The following is a 16,826-nucleotide window of genomic DNA, read 5'->3' on the forward strand; positions in this document are numbered from 1 at the left end:
AATGTGAGTGGAGGTTTAATATGGGCACACCAAGTGACTTACTGGCAGACCTGAAAAAGTTGCTCAAAGAATATTATTAGGTGTCAGCCCCTATTTTTTAATTTTGCTTTTAAACCCGCGCAGTAGCGAGTTTCTTTCAATAAATGAAGGAAAGCTCTGCGCTTTTTTATCTTTAAAAAAAATACGATTATGAATTATCAAAATTTCAAATTATTTTTTCTACTTTTAGCTACTTTAGGAATAACATTAGCTACATCCTGCACCACAAAGTCTACTCCCATTACTGTCAAAATCTCGACTGCTCCAAGCATGAAGAAAGTGGTAAAATTCTTAGCCGGGAAGGACATTATTGTGACTCAAAACCAATTCACCCAATATAGAGGCTCCCTCTTAATAGATGGCCATGAATTAAACGGAGCTTGTATTGTTTATGATACAACAGGGATAAATTTCACTCCTTATGACGGAATCAATAAATTTACAGAAGTTATGACCCGTGAGAAAAATGACTCGACTTTATTCATTGCGGCAACATTTATAACTTTACCTATCTGCTACCAAAGCGATGCAGACCTTATCACCTAGAGCAGAAATCAATGACTTAATCGCGCAAGGTGGTGCACCCTTTAAAATTCACAATGCAAAAGCAGTTTTAGATCGTCAACTTTTAGACGGCGCTGACAAAAACTTTATCCGACTTGAAATAACCGAGGCGGATTTAAGAAAAGAAGTCATCACAGGAATGATGAGGGACTACACATACCCGCAACCATTCAAGAAGTATATAGATTATCAAATTACAATTCAAAACCCTCTTTCAGAAGAAGGTCCAAAAAACGAATAATTTATCTAAAAGCTAAAAATCAAAAAAGTTCCCCTTGCACCTGTTGGTGTGAGGGGTTTCTTTTTTGGGGGACAATTTAATCGTCCCCACCCTCATCTTCGTCATCATCTGCATCGGTATAGGGCACAGGGCCGTAATGCATGCGGTACTCGCGTTGTAGTGGGGTTCCGGCGAGTTTGTCTACCGCTTCACGGCAAAGCAGGAAGGTGTCTAGCGGCATTTCTTTTTTGGAAAAATGATGCACACGATCCGGGAACAGATCATCCATAATGAGCGTCTGCCATTCTTTGCCATCATAAACACGCGCTTTAATATAGCCGCTACCGCCAATATGATCATAGCCGGGCTCTTCTTCGGTACGCCCGATCGTACAATTAAACATGAAGAATTGCAGATCACCCGATTCTAATTTTTCGAGCGTATATTCTTCCCAATATTTCAAACCCGCGCGGCCTGTCATAATAATCTGCGGCCACGGATTTGGTTTACTTTTATAACGTTTTTTACGCCTCTGCCCCATGATGTACCTTTCCTGCCTGAACCCACCACGTCGGATGAGCTGCACGCATTTTTGCTTCCGCCACTTGCGCTTCTACGAGGCTTGGATAAAGCGCGAAACAAGTGGCCCCACTCCCGCTCATACGCGCAGTAATTGCTTCATATGTTTGTTCTAATTCATCAATCATTTCCGGAATTTCCGGCACCATATTCTCTGCCACCATCTGTAGATCATTTTTGGTCGTTTTAATAAGCGACATCCACCCGGCTTGTGACTTGGGGGCGCTCATCATGGCAGGCGTGGTAAATTGCTCATTACGTTCATACACTTCGCGCGTAGCAAGCGGCTCTAGTGGATTCACCAATAACACCCCAAAGTCGGGCATTTTCGGCCAAGGTAGAATTTCATCGCCAATCCCTTCCGCAAAGAGCGGCTGAGAAAGATAACAGGCCGGGATATCAGCGCCGAGTGCCGTGAGCTCGCTTGAGTAAGGTTCATCAGAAAAGTCTATTCCCGTTTCGCGCGAAATAACACGCAAGACCGCGCCCACATTCGCAGAGCCACCGCCCAAGCCCGCCGCAATAGGCAGTCGTTTTTGCAAGTGAATACTGTAATAAGGAATCGCATGGTTTTCGCGTAATTTGCTCAGAACCTGAAGGATTAAATTATGCTGAGGTTCTGGTGGTAGGCCATGCGCAAAGGGGCCGCTGATTTCTAATTCATCTGCTTTGGTTAACAGACGTTTAGACACAACTAAACGATCTCCAACCGACGGAAAGAAACAAACTGTTTGCAAAGTATGATAGCCTTCATGCCTGCCTGTCACATGCAAAAAAAGGTTCACTTTCGCGGGAGCAAAAACATCTGCCATAATAGAATATCGTAGAGCTTATTTAGAGAGTGGATGCAAGCATTGAAGCTAAAACAGTCTTAATCAGCTGTTATTTCATTTTTATATTTTGCTTTCATATCCTCAAGCATTGCATCGGTAATCTCACCCACGATCATTTCGAGCACTTTTCCATAATCAAAAAGATTGAAATCACTCTGCGGGTTCTTCAAATGTTTTTGAAAAACATCCATTTTTTTAGGGTTCACGTCAATCGCAACCAAGCGAGCGGGCTGCTCTTGGGTTGCCTCCAACCGCATCACATAAATAAGAGGATCCTGCCGTAATTTACTCGCGAAGCTCATGACTTATTAATGGCTTATCGACACACGTGATTCAAAACTACGATTTCTGACCGGATCCGTAAGCGCTTCAACCGATCCGATAGTATGCCCTTGGACTTGCGTAAGATCTTCTAACAAGGCCTTTGGTAAACCTTCTTGCTGCGACGAATAGACGCGGTAAGATTTAAAATACTCATCTTGCGGATGGATTGAAAGCAGTGATTGTTTAGGGGCTAAATTACCTCCCATCACTTCTAACATAACAGAGTCAGACACCCTTCCATTTTGCGCTGCCACCGCCTTCTTGATTTCCTCATACCCTAACCCAGGCGAATATTCTCTTGTGGTCGTCGTAATAGAGGCAGTCATACCGTTAAACGGCTCATATGCGTATGTCGGAGAATTTTGTGTGAATGCGCCAGCCTTAAATGCACTGTGCGCCTGAGTCTTGCCATTAAAAATAGTGCCCTCAAACCCATTCCCCTTGCTACCAGATGTTGCGTCAGCAGAGCTTAGGTGCAATCGAGTCAAACCGGTTTGAAATATCTCTTTTCCATCACCCCTTGCAACGCTCCCCGGGAGACATAGCCAGCCGCGAGGTATTTAGGCAAAGCAGCATCATTACTTGTTCTTTCAAAATTAGATAACTTACCTGCTTCGCTCACCCTATAAGGCATCACCTCAGCGCTATCAGGCCCATCTGCGGTTGAGAATCGAACCAGTTCATTCTGCTCGTTCGTATAGTAATAATATTTATTCTCTGGTTTGATATCACGCATTTTATGCTCCAATCGCTTACTCGACTTTTTTCTCTTCTTCAGACTGGATCGCCGCGCGCTGTTGATCTTTTTCTTCTGCCAGAAACTCCGCTTGCATCACATCTGATTTTGGCACATCTGCGGCGGGCAACCCAGAAGCAACTTTACCTTCTAGGCCCTCAATTTGCCCAGGCTCGCTAGGACCAAAGGTCAGGGCGCGTTCCCACTGATAGCGCGCTTGGATCTTATACCCCATACGCCAGTAGACATCGCCGAGATGTTCGTTCACCGTTGCATCGCGTGGGTTTAAATTCACCGCACGCTCCAAATAACTGAGAGATTTTTCATATTCACCGAGGCGATAAAACGCCCAGCCCATACTATCGATAATATGCGCATCACGTGGACGCGCGCGCACGGCTTTTTGAATCATCGCTTTCGCTTGGCTCAGCTGACGGTTTTGAATCAACCAACTATAACCGAGATAATTGAGCACTTCGGGTTGATCGGGCTGCAAACGCAGCGCCTCTAAGAAGTCCTCTTCCGCTTTCTGCCAGTCGCCTGCTCGCTCATGTGCAATCGCACGTGAATAGAATGCCGGCCAGTGTTCCGCTTTTTTCTCCTGCAACGTATCAATTGCCGCCGTATAAGCTTCAATCGCCTCATTGTATTTCTTCTCGTTGCGTAGCACATCACCTTTCGCTAGCCAGATACTTAGCGACTCTGGATGATGTTTTAGCAATTTCTCAATTTGAGTAAGAGCCGCAGGAATATTCTGCACTTCTTGCTGTAAATAAGCCAATTGCAATGATGCCATCAGGCCATAGGCGCTATCTTCCTGCAATGCATTATACGCATTAATCGCAGTGATTGTTTCACCTTGCTGTTCCGCAATTTGCGCTTGTATGAAATTCACCGATGCAAAGTTAGGCCGCAGATAATAGGCTAAATGTAGCGGCACCTTCGCCGGATCGAGCGCATCAACGGAAACGAGTAAACTCGCAATACTGTAAAACACCTCCGCCGCCCCTTCGACTGGCGTTAAGACCGGAACAATCGGTGCATCCGCAGAGAGCTGCAATCCAGCTTTCCCTTCGTAACGCTTCATCAATTGCGCGCGCTGCTTATCATTACCAATACGCTTATAGTGCTCCGCTAACGTCAGCACGATATGATGCGGCAAGTAAGGCATTTTCGCTAATTCATCAAAATAGGGCGCGCGGTCATTGCCCATCGACTCGAATAAAACCGCGAGTTGGTATTTCACCAATAACTCGAATTCGCCGCCTTGCTGCATCAATGCAGTCAGTTCTTCAATCGGCACCGGCTTATTTTGCGCATGTAATGCCCATGATTTCAGCAAGGCGAGAACCAATTGGCCGAAGCCTTTTTCGGGCGCCTGGTTCAGTAAATTTTCGGCTGCAGCAAAATTGCCTTTTTTCATCGCGACGACTGCCTGAAGCAACTTCGGCGAGAGAATCACATTATCAGCACCCTGCTTCACCTTGGAGGCGAAATGCTCAGCTAGATCAATATCACCAGCACTAAGCGCCAAACCATAAGCATCTAAGCAAAGGTCATCATTGCTGCTGCCAAGGCCAATCGCTTTATTCAAATAACCTAAAGCTTGCTTCGAATTTCCGATTTGACGCGCGACACTCGCAGACAAATATTGCCCCGTAACGGTCGTATAACTCCCCGCAAAAGGAGACTTTTGAACCGTCTGCAGAGGACCATCCAGACTGGTCGCAGCCTGTGGATTCATGAAACTAGCACCACCGCATGCGCATAGCATTGCTATCGCGCTAACCGAAACGAAACGTTTTTTAAACCCTACCACTGAATTCCTCATGTATCTGCCTTCCAAGCTTATCTAAATATAGCTTGCACAACACTAAGATTTCATTAAGATGGCGGCGATTTTGATAAATAATTTTATGATGCGAGAATATTACCATGGGAACTAAAAATAACCCCGAAAACCGTGGCCTAGTAACAGAGCTACGCACTTATGACGGCAAAAAAGTAAAGCCAATTTTGTACATTAACGGCAACCGCCGCTTCATGGCAGGCGTTTACGAAGATAATGGCGACCTCGTAACTGAGAAAGCCTCTGGCGATCCTATCCCTTACGGTAGCATGGCTGTCGGCGCATAATTCGCGCCCGAATAAAATGAAAAAGGCTGCCGCAAGGCGGCCTTTTTTGTGCCTCGCATCAATCCACTGCACCCCCGACACATGACGGGGCCTAAGGGTGAAACAGGAAAATCGAATCCCGGCTCAAGCCCCATATTTCGATAACAAAGCTTATATCGCTACGAACGCCCCTCCTACATATTCGGGTAGTTAGGCCCACCGCCGCCTTCTGGGACGGTCCATTTAATGTTATTACCCGGTTCTTTGATGTCGCAGGTTTTGCAATGCACGCAGTTTTGCGCGTTGATCTGGAAGCGCGGAGCCCCATCTTCTTCTGGGTATTCATACACTCCTGCTGGGCAATAGCGCGCAGCGGGCCCTGCATATTTCGCTAATGAATTACCGAGCGACAATGCATCATCTTTTACCGTCAGATGGATAGGTTGATCTTCTTCATGATTCGTCGCCGATAGGAATACCGAACTCAGACGATCGAAACTCACTTTTCCATCTGGCTTTGGATAATCGATGGAAGAACATTCGCTCGCAGGTTTCGTCCATTCATGATCCGCTTTACCATGCTTAAAGGTCCACGGCGCTTTGCCACGCAACAAATACGTATCCAGCGCGCTATAGGCCAGCCCAGCCCATAAGCCTTTATGGAAGCTTGGACGGATATTGCGCACCGCATGTAGCTCTTTATATACCCAGCTTTCTTTTAAAGTTTTCGGATACGCTTCTAAATCACCCGCCGCCACCGCTTCAGCCGCTAACATGGCCGATTTCATGGCTGTATGAGAACCTTTGATCTTCGGCACATTCAGGAAACCAGCCGCACAGCCGACCATCACCGCACCGGGCATGGTTAATTTAGGAACAGACTGCCATCCACCTTCATTAAGTGCACGCGCACCGTAAGAGACTCGGCGACCACCCTCAAGCAGTGGTTTAATTGCCGGATGCGTTTTGAAACGCTGAAACTCCATATACGGATCGAGATACGGATTCTTATAATCCAGCCCCACCACATAGCCAATCGCAACCAGATTGTCCTTCAGATGATAAATGAATGAGCCACCATAAGTACTCGAATCCATCGGCCAGCCCACCGTATGCACGACACTGCCCGGCTTGCTCTTTTCCGGTTCGACTTCCCAAAGTTCTTTCAAGCCAAGACCGTAAGTTTGAGGCTCTACACCTTCGCGTAAGTTAAACGTATTCATCAGCTGCTGCGATAGATGCCCACGGCAGCCTTCCGCAAAGATCGTCGTTTTGGCACGGATTTCCATCGGCGCTTGATAGCTATCTTTCTTTTCGCCCGCCTTACTAATGCCAAAAGCACCTGTACGCACGCCCTTAACAACACCTTCTTCGATGATCGCTTCACCGGCGGCAAATCCGGGGAATACTTGCACTCCCAAAGCTTCTGCCTGCTGCCCCAACCAGCGCGCTACATTACCAAGGCTTACGATATAGTTGCCTTTATTATGCATTTGTGGCGGAGTCGGTAGACCGATTTTGCCTTTTTCGGTCAGGAATAAGAAGCGATCCTTTTCCGCGGGCGTATCGAGCGGTGCACCCAGTTCTTTCCAATCAGGGATCAGCTCATCCAACGCGCGCGGCTCTAGCACAGCACCAGACAGAATATGCGCCCCCACTTCGGAGCCTTTCTCTAATAGCATGATGTTTGGCGTTTCGCCCTTTTCAGCAGCCAATTGCGCCAAACGAATCGCAGCAGACAGCCCGGCCACCCCGGCACCAACCACCGCTACATCACATTCCATTACTTCCATTGCGTCATCTGACATAATCTCTCATCCTTTATTTCATTCCAAAATAAAGGGCTCTCACACGCCGCGCAATCTTCGCCAGAAATCTGGCGGGCTGACTCTGTCAGCCTATCCGCGAGTATGCTTATGAAACGCCTTTACCTTAAAACACTGTAAGTTTTCACTCCCCCATGCTACTTAAAGCCCATGGGTAATCAAGGAATAGCGATATTAGAGTGGTATCAAGCCATGGGTGTCGATGAATGGGTGGAAGAAACGCCACAAAACCATCTCGCTATGGTGACAGCTCAATCTCTTACACAACCAACGGCATCTACTCCACCCAACACTGTATCAGCCACAGCCGCACCAGCCTTTATACCAGAAACTAAAGCAATCTCCCCGGCAAGCAACTACACTCCACCAGCTGCAGCGCTGGAGAAAGCCACTGAACTCGCCGCTAAAGCCACCACCATCGCCGAACTACGCGAAGCCGTGATGAATTTCAAAGAGCTCAGCATCTGCAAGAGCGCAACGCAACCTGTCTTCGCACAAGGCGCAGAGGGCGCAGACCTTATGGTAATAGGCGAAGCCCCCGGCACACAGGAAGACCGACAAGGCACTCCATTTTGCGGTCCAAGCGGGCAATTGCTGGATAAAATGCTAGCCGCGATTGGGATGTCGCGCGAAACAAATGCATATATTACCCACACCGTCTTTTGGCGCCCACCGGGAAATCGCACCCCAACGCCGGAAGAAATCACCACGTGTCAGCCCTTCGTACGCAAACATATCGAATTGGCAAAACCGAAGTTGATCCTCCTACTTGGCGGAGTGGCCGTGCGTAGCGTGCTTGATAAACAAGATAGCATTTCTCGCTTACGAGGAAAAAACTCTGAAATTCTAGATAGTTCGATAGAAGCGATTGTATCTTATCATCCTTCTTATCTACTACGTCAGCCAAACCAGAAAAAGCTTGCTTGGCAAGACTTGCTGCGTATAAAAGCCGCCTTAACGTCATTATACTAAGAACCACCCTGATTAATGGTTAACAAATGGTTAATTTTGTGCTATAAGAGCGCAAGATTTAACAATCATTAAGGAAAATAGTTTGGTCAAAGCATTAAAGTCACGCCTAGAAGCAGCCATCGGCGCCACCCTACTCGTATTATTCATTGTAGGAGCCCTCATTGTATCCGAAATCATTCCCGTAGCCCCCGCAAGAGCTCTCTTTACTAAAGACAACACGCCTGTTGCTATCGCTCAAACAGACGATTCCACAAAGTTAAACAGCACGGATATGGCTCGCTATCAGGAAATCTTTGACCTCCAAGCGAAAGCAGATTGGAAAGGCGCTAACGAACTTATTGAAGACCTTGACACCCCTGTTCTTATGGGGCATATCCTTGCTCAACGCTACCTAGCCCGCACTTACAAAAGCACGCAGCAGGAACTGACAATATGGCTTGAGAATTATAGCGACCACCCGCAAGCTCGCCGCATTCAACAAATTGCGCGTAGTCGAGGCGTTAAGGTTTCTAATTTGCAAAAAACGAAAAAGCGCAACTTAAAAGGCTTCGGCGAAAGCTTTAAAAATACTCGCCATGAAAGCCCACGCATCGCAGGTGTCTGGAAATCTGGACTCAAACATTGGCAGGCAGAGCGTTTTGCGAAAGCCTATCACGCCTTTCATTCACTTGAAGGCCGCACTCAAACCATGGGCGATTGGGATCGCGCCGCGATTTCTTTCTGGGCTTTCCGTGCAGCCAATGAATTAGGCAATGATGAAGCAGCTGAAAAGCACTTAGAGCTAGCGGCACGTTTTCCTCGCAGCTTTTACGGCGCACAAGCCATTCACTTACTCGGCGAAACATTAGACGAAACCGTCACCCTTCGCGGTGAGAAAACACTCTATGACTACCTCAAAAAGATTGAGTCTGCTGAGACTCGCAATGGTCTAAAACGTATTGATGCACTCCTTAAGGTCGATCAAATGGATGCGGCGCGTACTGAACTTCTCTTGCAATATTCTCGCGCAGAAGCAAAAGATCGCCCCGCCTTTGTTCCCTTCGTTCAAGCCTTAAACCAGCCAGCACTACAATTGCGTATGGGTGTAGATATGGAACGTAAGGGCGTTATATCAGGCCATGCGCTTTACCCCCTCCCCAAATGGGAACCTAAGAATGGTTATATTGTAGATCCCGCCCTCGTATTCGCCGTCGCGCGTCAAGAGTCTGGATTTAACACAAAGGCGAAAAGCTACGCGGGAGCACAAGGCATGATGCAGATTATGCCAACCACAGCACAGTATATTGCGAAGAAAATGAAGGTTAAATCCAAGACGAACCTGAATGACCCTGTAGCAAGCATCAATATCGGACAAAATTACCTGAATTATCTTGCGAATAAATCTTACATTCGCGGTAATGTGGTGCTCCTCGCGGCGGCTTATAATGCAGGCCCCGGCACCGCAAAACGCTGGGCAAAACGTCCTTCCATGACACAAGATCCGCTCTTCTTCATCGAAACACTCCCTTTCAATGAAACACGCGACTATGTGATGAACGTGATGGCAAATTACTGGATGTATCGTGAAATCATGAATGATGGCGATCCAGGCGTAACCCTTCTTTCTGAAGGCAAATGGCCGGTCATTCAGCGCCAGAGCAATGAACTCACCACGGCAGGCCTCACATGGTCTAACGAGCCGCGCTCGTAAGCCTACCTTGCCTGACTTCGCATATGAAGCAGCCTATAACGGCCTCGTTGCTGGAGTCGATGAAGCTGGGCGCGCGCCTTTAGCAGGACCCGTCACAGCCGCTGCCGTTATCCTTGATCCAAAGAATATCCCCGAAGGTATTGATGATTCGAAAAAGCTCAGCGCCAAAAAGCGTGAACGCTTAGCACAAGAGATTAAACAAGCCGCGATTGCCTACAGTATTTGTGAGTGCAATTTAGAGGAAATTGAGCAACTAAACATTCTGCACGCCTCTATGTTAGCCATGCAACGCTGTGTAGAGCAGCTATCTTCTCAGCCGACTCATGCATTAATAGACGGCAACCGCCTACCAAAATCACTACCCTGCCCCGCGACGTTTATTATTAAAGGAGATAGCAAATCTCTCAGCATCGCCGCCGCCTCTATTCTCGCCAAAACCTCACGCGACCATCTCATGCAGAGACTTGCTCAGGAATATCCTGGCTATGGCTGGGAGCGTAATGCGGGCTACCCCACGCCGCAACATATCCAAGCTCTAGATGATCTTGGCATCACCCCGCATCATCGGCGCACCTTTGCCCCCGTGCGTGACAGGCTCTTACGGAGCAACTTGCCGCTAGACGCCGCTTAAGCTACTCTTGCCCCTATGAGCAAACCCAGACATTACGGCACCACAGGACTTTTCGCCCAACCCATTGGCAAAGGGCTGCAAAAGCTCCATAAGAACACCTTTGACAAAACACAGCTTGAGCTCGTGCGCCTTGGCACACACTGGTCCGAAATTACGGGAGATTTCGCGGCTAAATCAAGCCGTCCGACGAAGCTTATCTACACCCGAAGCTCCGCGACATTACATATCTCCACCACCTCTGCTATTGCTTTAGAAATACAGCATATGCAACCCATCATCCTGCAACGCGTCGCCGAGATTTTGGGACATAAGAAGATACAGCGCATTCAATTGATGCAGGATGGTTGATTCCCCAGAAACATTCTCTATGCTTTCCCAAACGTAACAAGGAAAGTCTCCTCTGATGAAAAAACTTATCATCCTTTTCGCTATGGTAGGCGTATGCTCGCTCATTGGCGCAAACCTCTATAGCAGCATGGTTTCTAACGAAGCGAACGCTGCAACCGAAACCGAAGCCGCCGCCGAAACAACCACTCCTGCTTTCGATATCGAAGCTCTGCGCGCACTGGTTAACAGCAAAACGATTACCCCTAGCGTCCCAGCAGGTGCAGTCGACGTTTCTCCTATTATTTACGGCGATAGTACAGCACCTGTCATTATTGAAGAATTTGCTTCTTTCACCTGCTCACATTGCGCCAGTTTCCATCGCAACGTTTTGCCTAAATTAAAAGCAGCACTGATTGATACAGGTGTTGCACAGTTGCACGTTTATTCATTTGTTCGCAATGCGCCTGACTTAGAATCTACGATGTTGATTCAATGTCAAAAAGGTAATAATGCACGCAAAAAATTCTCAGGAGCAATCATGCGCGGCCAAGAACAATGGGCGAGTTCGGTCAATTATTCAGACGGGCTAAAGACCATCGCCAAAGTCGGCGGAATGACCGAAACGGATTATGACACTTGCGTAGCGGATGAAACTTTACAGGAAAAAGTGATCGCAAGCCGCCAATGGTTTGATAAGCAAGTAGGTGTTGATTCCACCCCTTATTTCCGCATTGGTACTGAAATCGTCAAAGGCGGACAGGATATAAATTCTTTCGTCGATGCCATTAAAGCAGCCGTTGCTAAATAAGATGTATCAAAGCAGGTTGACAGAGGGGTGCGTCATGCTACATTCCCGCGCGATTGAGCAAGTATGAAACCTCGCTCATCATCTGACCCGCTTGAGGAGTTAAACACGCGAATCAAGCAGGCACAAAAGAAGCCAGAGGACGAACCTTCCGGCGCTCACCAAGCCTTTCGAATGGGCACAGAAATGGTGGCAGGCGTTATGGTAGGGACTGGGTTTGGCTTTTTTGTGGATCGGTTCTTCGGAACCATGCCGTTGTTTTTGGTGATTTTCTTATTCATCGGAGCAGCAGCAGGCGTTAAGATGATGATGCAGACTTCTGCGCGTTACAATCAGACAGAAAATGAAGAAGAGTCGTAAATGTCAGGTTCGAATCACAGTCCCCTCGCCCAGTTCGAGGTTACATCTATCAAAGATATATTCCTTGCGGGTTATGATATCAGCATTACCAATTCTACATTGGCAATGGTCGGCTCAGCGCTTCTGATTTGCATCTTCCTTGGTGCCGGCATTCGTGGCCGTGCGCTTGTGCCAACGCGTTGGCAGTCTATGGCAGAGCTCAGCTATCTATTCATCGCCGATCAGGTCAAAGATACGGTCGGTGAAGGCGGAAAGAAATACTTCCCGCTCGTATTCACGATCTTCATGTTCGTTCTTTTCGGTAACTTGATTGGGATGGTTCCTTACTCTTTCACCTTTACCAGCCACATTATTGTCACCTTTGCTGTGGCGATGGCGATTTTCTTATTCGTCACCCTGCTCGCCATCTGCAAGCACGGACCGCTTAAATTCATTGGCTTCTTCTTACCTGAAGGCACACCTTGGTGGATGGCGCCGCTCATGTTCTTTATCGAGCTCTTCGCCTACCTCGCACGCCCGATCAGCCTTTCGGTTCGTCTCGCGGCTAACATGCTTGCCGGCCACACGATGTTAAAAGTTATCGCAGGCTTCGTTGTAAGCCTTGGTATCATTGGCGGTTGGGCCCCTTTAGCTCTTCTCGTCGTACTCACAGGATTCGAATTCTTCATCGCATTCCTACAAGCCTATATCTTCACGATTCTGACCTGCGTTTACATTAGTGACGCTGTTCATCTACATTAATATTGACAACCAACCCCTAACACGTACAAACATCTCAAAACACTAAGGAGTTTAACCATGGAACTAGTAGCACTTAAATTTATCGGCGCTGGCCTCACTGCAATCGGCATGGGTGGCGCAGCCATCGGTGTAGGTAACATCTTTGCAGCAATGCTTAACGGTATCGCCCGCAACCCTTCTGCTGAAGGTAAACTATCTAAATACGTTTACATCGGTGCAGGTCTTGCGGAAGCAATGGGTCTCTTCGCACTCGTAGTCGCACTTCTCCTTCTTTACGCTGTATAATCTGAGTAATAGAAGAAGAGGTTCTGATTCATGAGCGCAGGAATGCCACAGCTCGATCCGACGTCATACCCTTCCCAGTTATTCTGGTTAGTGGTGACGTTCACCGTACTTTATTATGTGATGTCGCGGCACATTGTGCCGCGCATCCATACGGTGATGGAAAGTCGTCAACAACGTATTGAGTATGATCTTGATCGTGCCGCCAGCCTTAAAGTTGAAGCTGAGCAAGCCCGTGAGAATTATGAAACCGCACTGGCAGAAGCTCGTGGGCAAGCTCAATCGATGCTCAATGATGTCGCGGAAGCAATTCGCGAGACATCTGACGAGAAGCATAAAGAACTTGAGAATATCTTGAATGAAAAAGTCGCTGAGTCTGAGCGCTTGATCACCGAAGCTCGTATGAAAGCAGAATGTGATTTAGAACCAACTGCGGCTGACGTTGCTTGCGTGTTGACGGAGAAACTCATCGACGTTAAATGCGATCAGAAAGCGATGCTTAAGCTTGCTTCAGAACATAACCGCATGCACCATAATCAAGGGAAAGCAGCCTAATGGAACAGCATCTTCACGATCCGGCCTTTTGGGTAGCCATTGCTTTCGTTATTTTTGTCGCGCTTGCTTGGAAGCCTCTTGGTAAATTTCTCGCTACATCACTTGATGCACGCGCAGAAAACATCGCGAAAGAATTACGTGAAGCTGTGGCTTTACGTGAAGAAGCGCAATCCCTTCTCGCTGAATTTCAACGCAAGCAGCGTGATAATTTGGAAGAAGCGAAACGCATTATCGACCAAACTAAAGCCGATGCACAAGCGATGGCTGACCGTGCGGAGCAAGGTTTGCGCGATACATTAGAGAAACGCAAAATCCTTGCTATGGAAAAAATCGCACAAGCTGAAGTGGCGGCTGTGCGCATGGTGCAGCAAAATGTTGTCGATGTTGCAATTAGCGCAAGTCGCAGCATGATCGAAGATGCTGCTAAAGGCAGCGACCTAATTGATAGCGCCTTAGAAGATATCAGCCAGAAGCTGCATTAAAATCCAACCCCCAGTTGCATTAATTATTGTATTAAAATAAAAACTAACTAACCCCCACCCGACTACGGGAAGGAAGCGGTTTGTTTTTTAGTGGATTTCTATCCATTTTATTACTTTTTTCTACCGCAGCCTATGGCGGCGCATGGACGGTTACACCCAGAAAATGGGAAATCTATCAAGATATCATCACCTATTACAGCACCGACCATTATTACGATACACACGGACAACGCGTTGACCAGCCACGCTACACCAAGCTAGAGAGCGGCACCCGTTTTGAGTATGGATACCGTGATGGCTTGACGCTAGGCGCAGCAACTCAACTAACCGCCGTACATTCCACCGCCACAAACCTCCCGTCTCGTATTACCGGCGTTAATTGCGGTTTAGCAGATCCCAAGCTCTATGCTCGCAAACGGCTTTGGCAAGATGCTGGGAGTGTTTTATCAGCACAAGCACAGCTCAAACTGCCGAGCCTGTTTGGCGGTGATACCCTTGCTCGCAGCGGTTCTGATGAGTTTAGTGGCGAAGCACGCTTCCTTGGTGGCCATAACTTTACATGGCTAGGTATATCACATTTCAGCAATCTTGAAGCGGCCTATGAGTGGAGGCCCAAAAACACCGCTGACCTCATTCACCTTGATGCAGCCGTGGGTTTCAAACTGCATGACCGCCTCACCCTGCTGCCTCAAATTTTCAGCACTTGGAAAGCCAGCGGCAGTGATCGAAACTTCACCCAAAGCGGCGATGATGCTTACGACTTAGTCAAAGGCCAGCTCTCTTTCGTTACCCCGCTTTCCGGTAAATTATCGCTGCAAATCGCCGGGTTCCATCACTTATATGGGCGCAATACCGGAGGCGGCAGCGGCGGCACGATCAGCTTATGGAGGAAATGATGAATCCATTCACGCGCAAATTAGGCGAGATTCTGACCGGCGAAGGCAGCATCACGACAGAAGCACGAGATGAAGCATTGAATGCTCAGACCGGTGATCGCCTCGGCCAAATACTCTTTAGAAATGGACATTGCAATAGCCTCGCCCTTTATCAAGCACTGGCTAAACAGCGCGATCTAGAGTTCGTCAATTTACTGGAATCTCCTCCTGATAAGGCCGTTCTCAACCCCGCGCATCTAGAAGAATATCTCGCGTTACAGATACTCCCTTGGAAAGCAGATCCCCAAAGTGGCTTGATGCTTATCGCAGGCGTCGAATTTAGCGACGCCCAGCATGCATGGGCGCAGAAACATTATCCGAACCACCGCTTTGTACAGACCGCTGAGTTTGATATTCATCGCACACTCAACGCTCTTTTCTCGCACGAACTATCACATCAAAGCATTCATAAGCTGGCGCTCCGCTTTCCCATTCAATCCGCTCGTATTCTATTTAATCGCAGCAAGCACTTGCCGGTGCTACTGCTGCTCCTACTGAGTGCGCTGAGTGCTGGACTATTCTTAACTCCGGAAACGATTGTTATTGGCACCTTATTGGTGATGAGCGGTATTCACTTTCTAACGTTGAGCTTCAAATGGCTTTTATTCCTTATCGGCAATGATAAGCGCGAAGCTCTGTGGAACCAGTATCAAGAAATGCCCCGTCTTGCAGATTCTGCTTTACCTATTTATACCATCTTACTTCCGATCTATAGAGAAGCGCGGATTTTGCCGCAGCTCGTCACTAATTTACGCGCGCTCGATTACCCTAAGCAGAAACTCGATATTAAATTGATTCTCGAAGAGGATGATCTCGAAACATTTGAGAGAGCGAAATCTCTGAACCTTGAAGGGATGTTTGAAATTATCCGCGTGCCTTATTCAGAGCCACGCACCAAGCCAAAAGCCTGTAACTACGCGCTGAATTTTGCCCAAGGTTCCATCATTACCATCTATGATGCGGAAGACCGCCCTGACCCGCAGCAACTGCGCGATGTAGTGCATCGTTTCTTTTATGGGCCACAAGATTTAGTCTGCGTGCAATGCCGCCTCAATTACTATAACCGCACAAAGAACTTGCTTACGAGGCTCTTTTCCATCGAATATGCTGCTTGGTTCGACTTTATGATTCCAGCCTTAGATCACTTTAACCTACCCGTACCGCTGGGCGGCACCAGCAATCATATTTACCGTGAAAAACTAATAGATCTTGGCGAGTGGGACCCGTTCAATGTGACAGAAGATGCCGATTTAGGCATTCGCCTCGCCTCTTTACGTTACCGCACGGCAGCGCTTTATTCCGAAACAGAGGAGGAAGCACCGGTACGTTTATGGCCGTGGATCAAACAACGCAGCCGCTGGATTAAAGGCTACATGCAAACATGGCTGGTGCATATGCGCCGCCCGATTTGGTTATGGAACAAGCTCGGCTGGCAAGGCTTTGGCGCCTTTCAGCTTTTCATTGGCGGGCCGTGCTTGGTTTTCCTCACTACCCCTATTCTATTTACTCTCTCGGTCATTTGGCTGATTCACCCACCCAACTGGCAAAGTGAGTTGGCGCAATTGATTCTTCCCCTTAGCGTTGGAACATTGCTTTATGGCATTTTGTTACACCTGTTCTTTGCCGTTAAGGTCGTGCAAAAACGCAATTGGTCCAATATGGGCTGGGCGCACCTTTGCTTCCCGCTTTATTGGCTGCTGCATTCTGCCGCTAGTTTCCGTGCTTTATCGGAACTGATTACCCGTCCGCATTATTGGGAGAAGACCGAACACGGTTTATGGCAGAATGAGCTTGAAAAGAGCGAGTAATT

Annotated in this window: 22 protein-coding genes; 15 read left to right on the forward strand and 7 right to left on the reverse strand. The window is 47.8% G+C overall.

The window, feature by feature from the left end; genetic code table 11:
* Positions 1–189: 189 nt before the first annotated feature.
* Together P8P30_03660 and P8P30_03665 are read left to right on the forward strand one after the other, a co-directional pair.
* Positions 190–585 (forward strand): hypothetical protein, encoded by a 396-nt coding sequence (locus tag P8P30_03660; protein ID MDG1286644.1) that lies wholly within the window; start codon positions 190–192, stop codon positions 583–585.
* The gene (locus tag P8P30_03665; protein ID MDG1286645.1) at positions 566–844 is read left to right on the forward strand and encodes a hypothetical protein; all 279 of its coding nucleotides are present in this window, start codon (positions 566–568) and stop codon (positions 842–844) included. The genes P8P30_03660 and P8P30_03665 overlap by 20 nt, the downstream gene beginning before the upstream one ends.
* A gap of 76 nt (positions 845–920) precedes the next feature.
* On the opposite strand, the gene P8P30_03670 is transcribed toward P8P30_03665, so the two are convergent.
* The 6 genes from P8P30_03670 to P8P30_03695 all read right to left on the reverse strand — a co-directional run bounded on the left by P8P30_03670 (position 921) and on the right by P8P30_03695 (position 5,039).
* Complete coding sequence (locus P8P30_03670; protein ID MDG1286646.1) at positions 921–1,364, reverse strand: hypothetical protein; 444 nt, start codon at positions 1,362–1,364, stop codon at positions 921–923.
* On the reverse strand, positions 1,348–2,214 hold the full coding sequence (locus P8P30_03675) for a 4-(cytidine 5'-diphospho)-2-C-methyl-D-erythritol kinase (protein ID MDG1286647.1): 867 nt from the start codon (positions 2,212–2,214) through the stop codon (positions 1,348–1,350). Before P8P30_03675 ends, P8P30_03670 begins: the two co-directional genes overlap by 17 nt.
* Before the next feature lie 59 nt (positions 2,215–2,273).
* Complete coding sequence (locus P8P30_03680; protein MDG1286648.1) at positions 2,274–2,537, reverse strand: hypothetical protein; 264 nt, start codon at positions 2,535–2,537, stop codon at positions 2,274–2,276.
* A 6-nt stretch (positions 2,538–2,543) separates the two neighbouring features.
* Complete coding sequence (locus tag P8P30_03685) at positions 2,544–2,885, reverse strand: hypothetical protein (GenBank protein ID MDG1286649.1); 342 nt, start codon at positions 2,883–2,885, stop codon at positions 2,544–2,546.
* A 158-nt stretch (positions 2,886–3,043) separates the two neighbouring features.
* On the reverse strand, positions 3,044–3,295 hold the full coding sequence (locus tag P8P30_03690; protein MDG1286650.1) for a hypothetical protein: 252 nt from the start codon (positions 3,293–3,295) through the stop codon (positions 3,044–3,046).
* Between the two features lie 16 nt (positions 3,296–3,311).
* The gene (locus tag P8P30_03695) at positions 3,312–5,039 is read right to left on the reverse strand and encodes a tetratricopeptide repeat protein (GenBank protein MDG1286651.1); all 1,728 of its coding nucleotides are present in this window, start codon (positions 5,037–5,039) and stop codon (positions 3,312–3,314) included.
* A gap of 191 nt (positions 5,040–5,230) precedes the next feature.
* Here P8P30_03695 and P8P30_03700 point away from each other — a divergent pair, with 191 nt between their 5' ends.
* A complete protein-coding gene (locus P8P30_03700; GenBank protein MDG1286652.1) occupies positions 5,231–5,431 on the forward strand; it encodes a hypothetical protein in 201 nt (66 codons plus the stop codon).
* A gap of 173 nt (positions 5,432–5,604) precedes the next feature.
* Here P8P30_03700 and P8P30_03705 read toward each other — a convergent pair whose 3' ends face one another.
* The gene (locus P8P30_03705; GenBank protein MDG1286653.1) at positions 5,605–7,218 is read right to left on the reverse strand and encodes an electron transfer flavoprotein-ubiquinone oxidoreductase; all 1,614 of its coding nucleotides are present in this window, start codon (positions 7,216–7,218) and stop codon (positions 5,605–5,607) included.
* 168 nt (positions 7,219–7,386) lie between these two features.
* Here P8P30_03705 and P8P30_03710 point away from each other — a divergent pair, with 168 nt between their 5' ends.
* From P8P30_03710 to P8P30_03765, 12 genes are all read left to right on the forward strand, one after another.
* A complete protein-coding gene (locus P8P30_03710; protein MDG1286654.1) occupies positions 7,387–8,208 on the forward strand; it encodes a uracil-DNA glycosylase in 822 nt (273 codons plus the stop codon).
* Positions 8,209–8,290: 82 nt separating this feature from the next.
* Positions 8,291–9,898, forward strand: coding sequence for a lytic transglycosylase domain-containing protein (locus P8P30_03715; GenBank protein ID MDG1286655.1), 1,608 nt, complete (start codon positions 8,291–8,293; stop codon positions 9,896–9,898).
* A complete protein-coding gene (locus P8P30_03720; GenBank protein MDG1286656.1) occupies positions 9,849–10,529 on the forward strand; it encodes a ribonuclease HII in 681 nt (226 codons plus the stop codon). Before P8P30_03715 ends, P8P30_03720 begins: the two co-directional genes overlap by 50 nt.
* A gap of 15 nt (positions 10,530–10,544) precedes the next feature.
* Positions 10,545–10,877: a DUF721 domain-containing protein gene (locus P8P30_03725; protein ID MDG1286657.1), complete on the forward strand. Its 333-nt coding sequence runs from the start codon at positions 10,545–10,547 to the stop codon at positions 10,875–10,877.
* 55 nt (positions 10,878–10,932) lie between these two features.
* Positions 10,933–11,664, forward strand: a complete 732-nt coding sequence (locus tag P8P30_03730) for a thioredoxin domain-containing protein (GenBank protein ID MDG1286658.1) — start codon at positions 10,933–10,935, stop codon at positions 11,662–11,664.
* Between the two features lie 63 nt (positions 11,665–11,727).
* Positions 11,728–12,021: an AtpZ/AtpI family protein gene (locus P8P30_03735; protein MDG1286659.1), complete on the forward strand. Its 294-nt coding sequence runs from the start codon at positions 11,728–11,730 to the stop codon at positions 12,019–12,021.
* Positions 12,022–12,762 carry a F0F1 ATP synthase subunit A gene (locus P8P30_03740; protein MDG1286660.1) on the forward strand — a complete coding sequence of 247 codons (741 nt, stop codon included), beginning with the start codon at positions 12,022–12,024 and terminating at the stop codon, positions 12,760–12,762.
* 57 nt (positions 12,763–12,819) lie between these two features.
* Positions 12,820–13,047, forward strand: coding sequence for a F0F1 ATP synthase subunit C (locus tag P8P30_03745; GenBank protein ID MDG1286661.1), 228 nt, complete (start codon positions 12,820–12,822; stop codon positions 13,045–13,047).
* A gap of 30 nt (positions 13,048–13,077) precedes the next feature.
* Positions 13,078–13,599, forward strand: coding sequence for a hypothetical protein (locus P8P30_03750; GenBank protein ID MDG1286662.1), 522 nt, complete (start codon positions 13,078–13,080; stop codon positions 13,597–13,599).
* The gene (locus P8P30_03755; protein MDG1286663.1) at positions 13,599–14,081 is read left to right on the forward strand and encodes a hypothetical protein; all 483 of its coding nucleotides are present in this window, start codon (positions 13,599–13,601) and stop codon (positions 14,079–14,081) included. Before P8P30_03750 ends, P8P30_03755 begins: the two co-directional genes overlap by 1 nt.
* Positions 14,082–14,161: 80 nt before the next feature.
* A complete protein-coding gene (locus tag P8P30_03760; GenBank protein ID MDG1286664.1) occupies positions 14,162–14,977 on the forward strand; it encodes a hypothetical protein in 816 nt (271 codons plus the stop codon).
* A complete protein-coding gene (locus P8P30_03765; protein ID MDG1286665.1) occupies positions 14,974–16,824 on the forward strand; it encodes a glycosyltransferase family 2 protein in 1,851 nt (616 codons plus the stop codon). The genes P8P30_03760 and P8P30_03765 overlap by 4 nt, the downstream gene beginning before the upstream one ends.
* The last annotated feature ends 2 nt before the right edge of the window (positions 16,825–16,826 follow it).

The organism is Rickettsiales bacterium, from assembly GCA_029252805.1.
Lineage (GTDB): Bacteria > Pseudomonadota > Alphaproteobacteria > Rickettsiales > JALZUV01 > JALZUV01.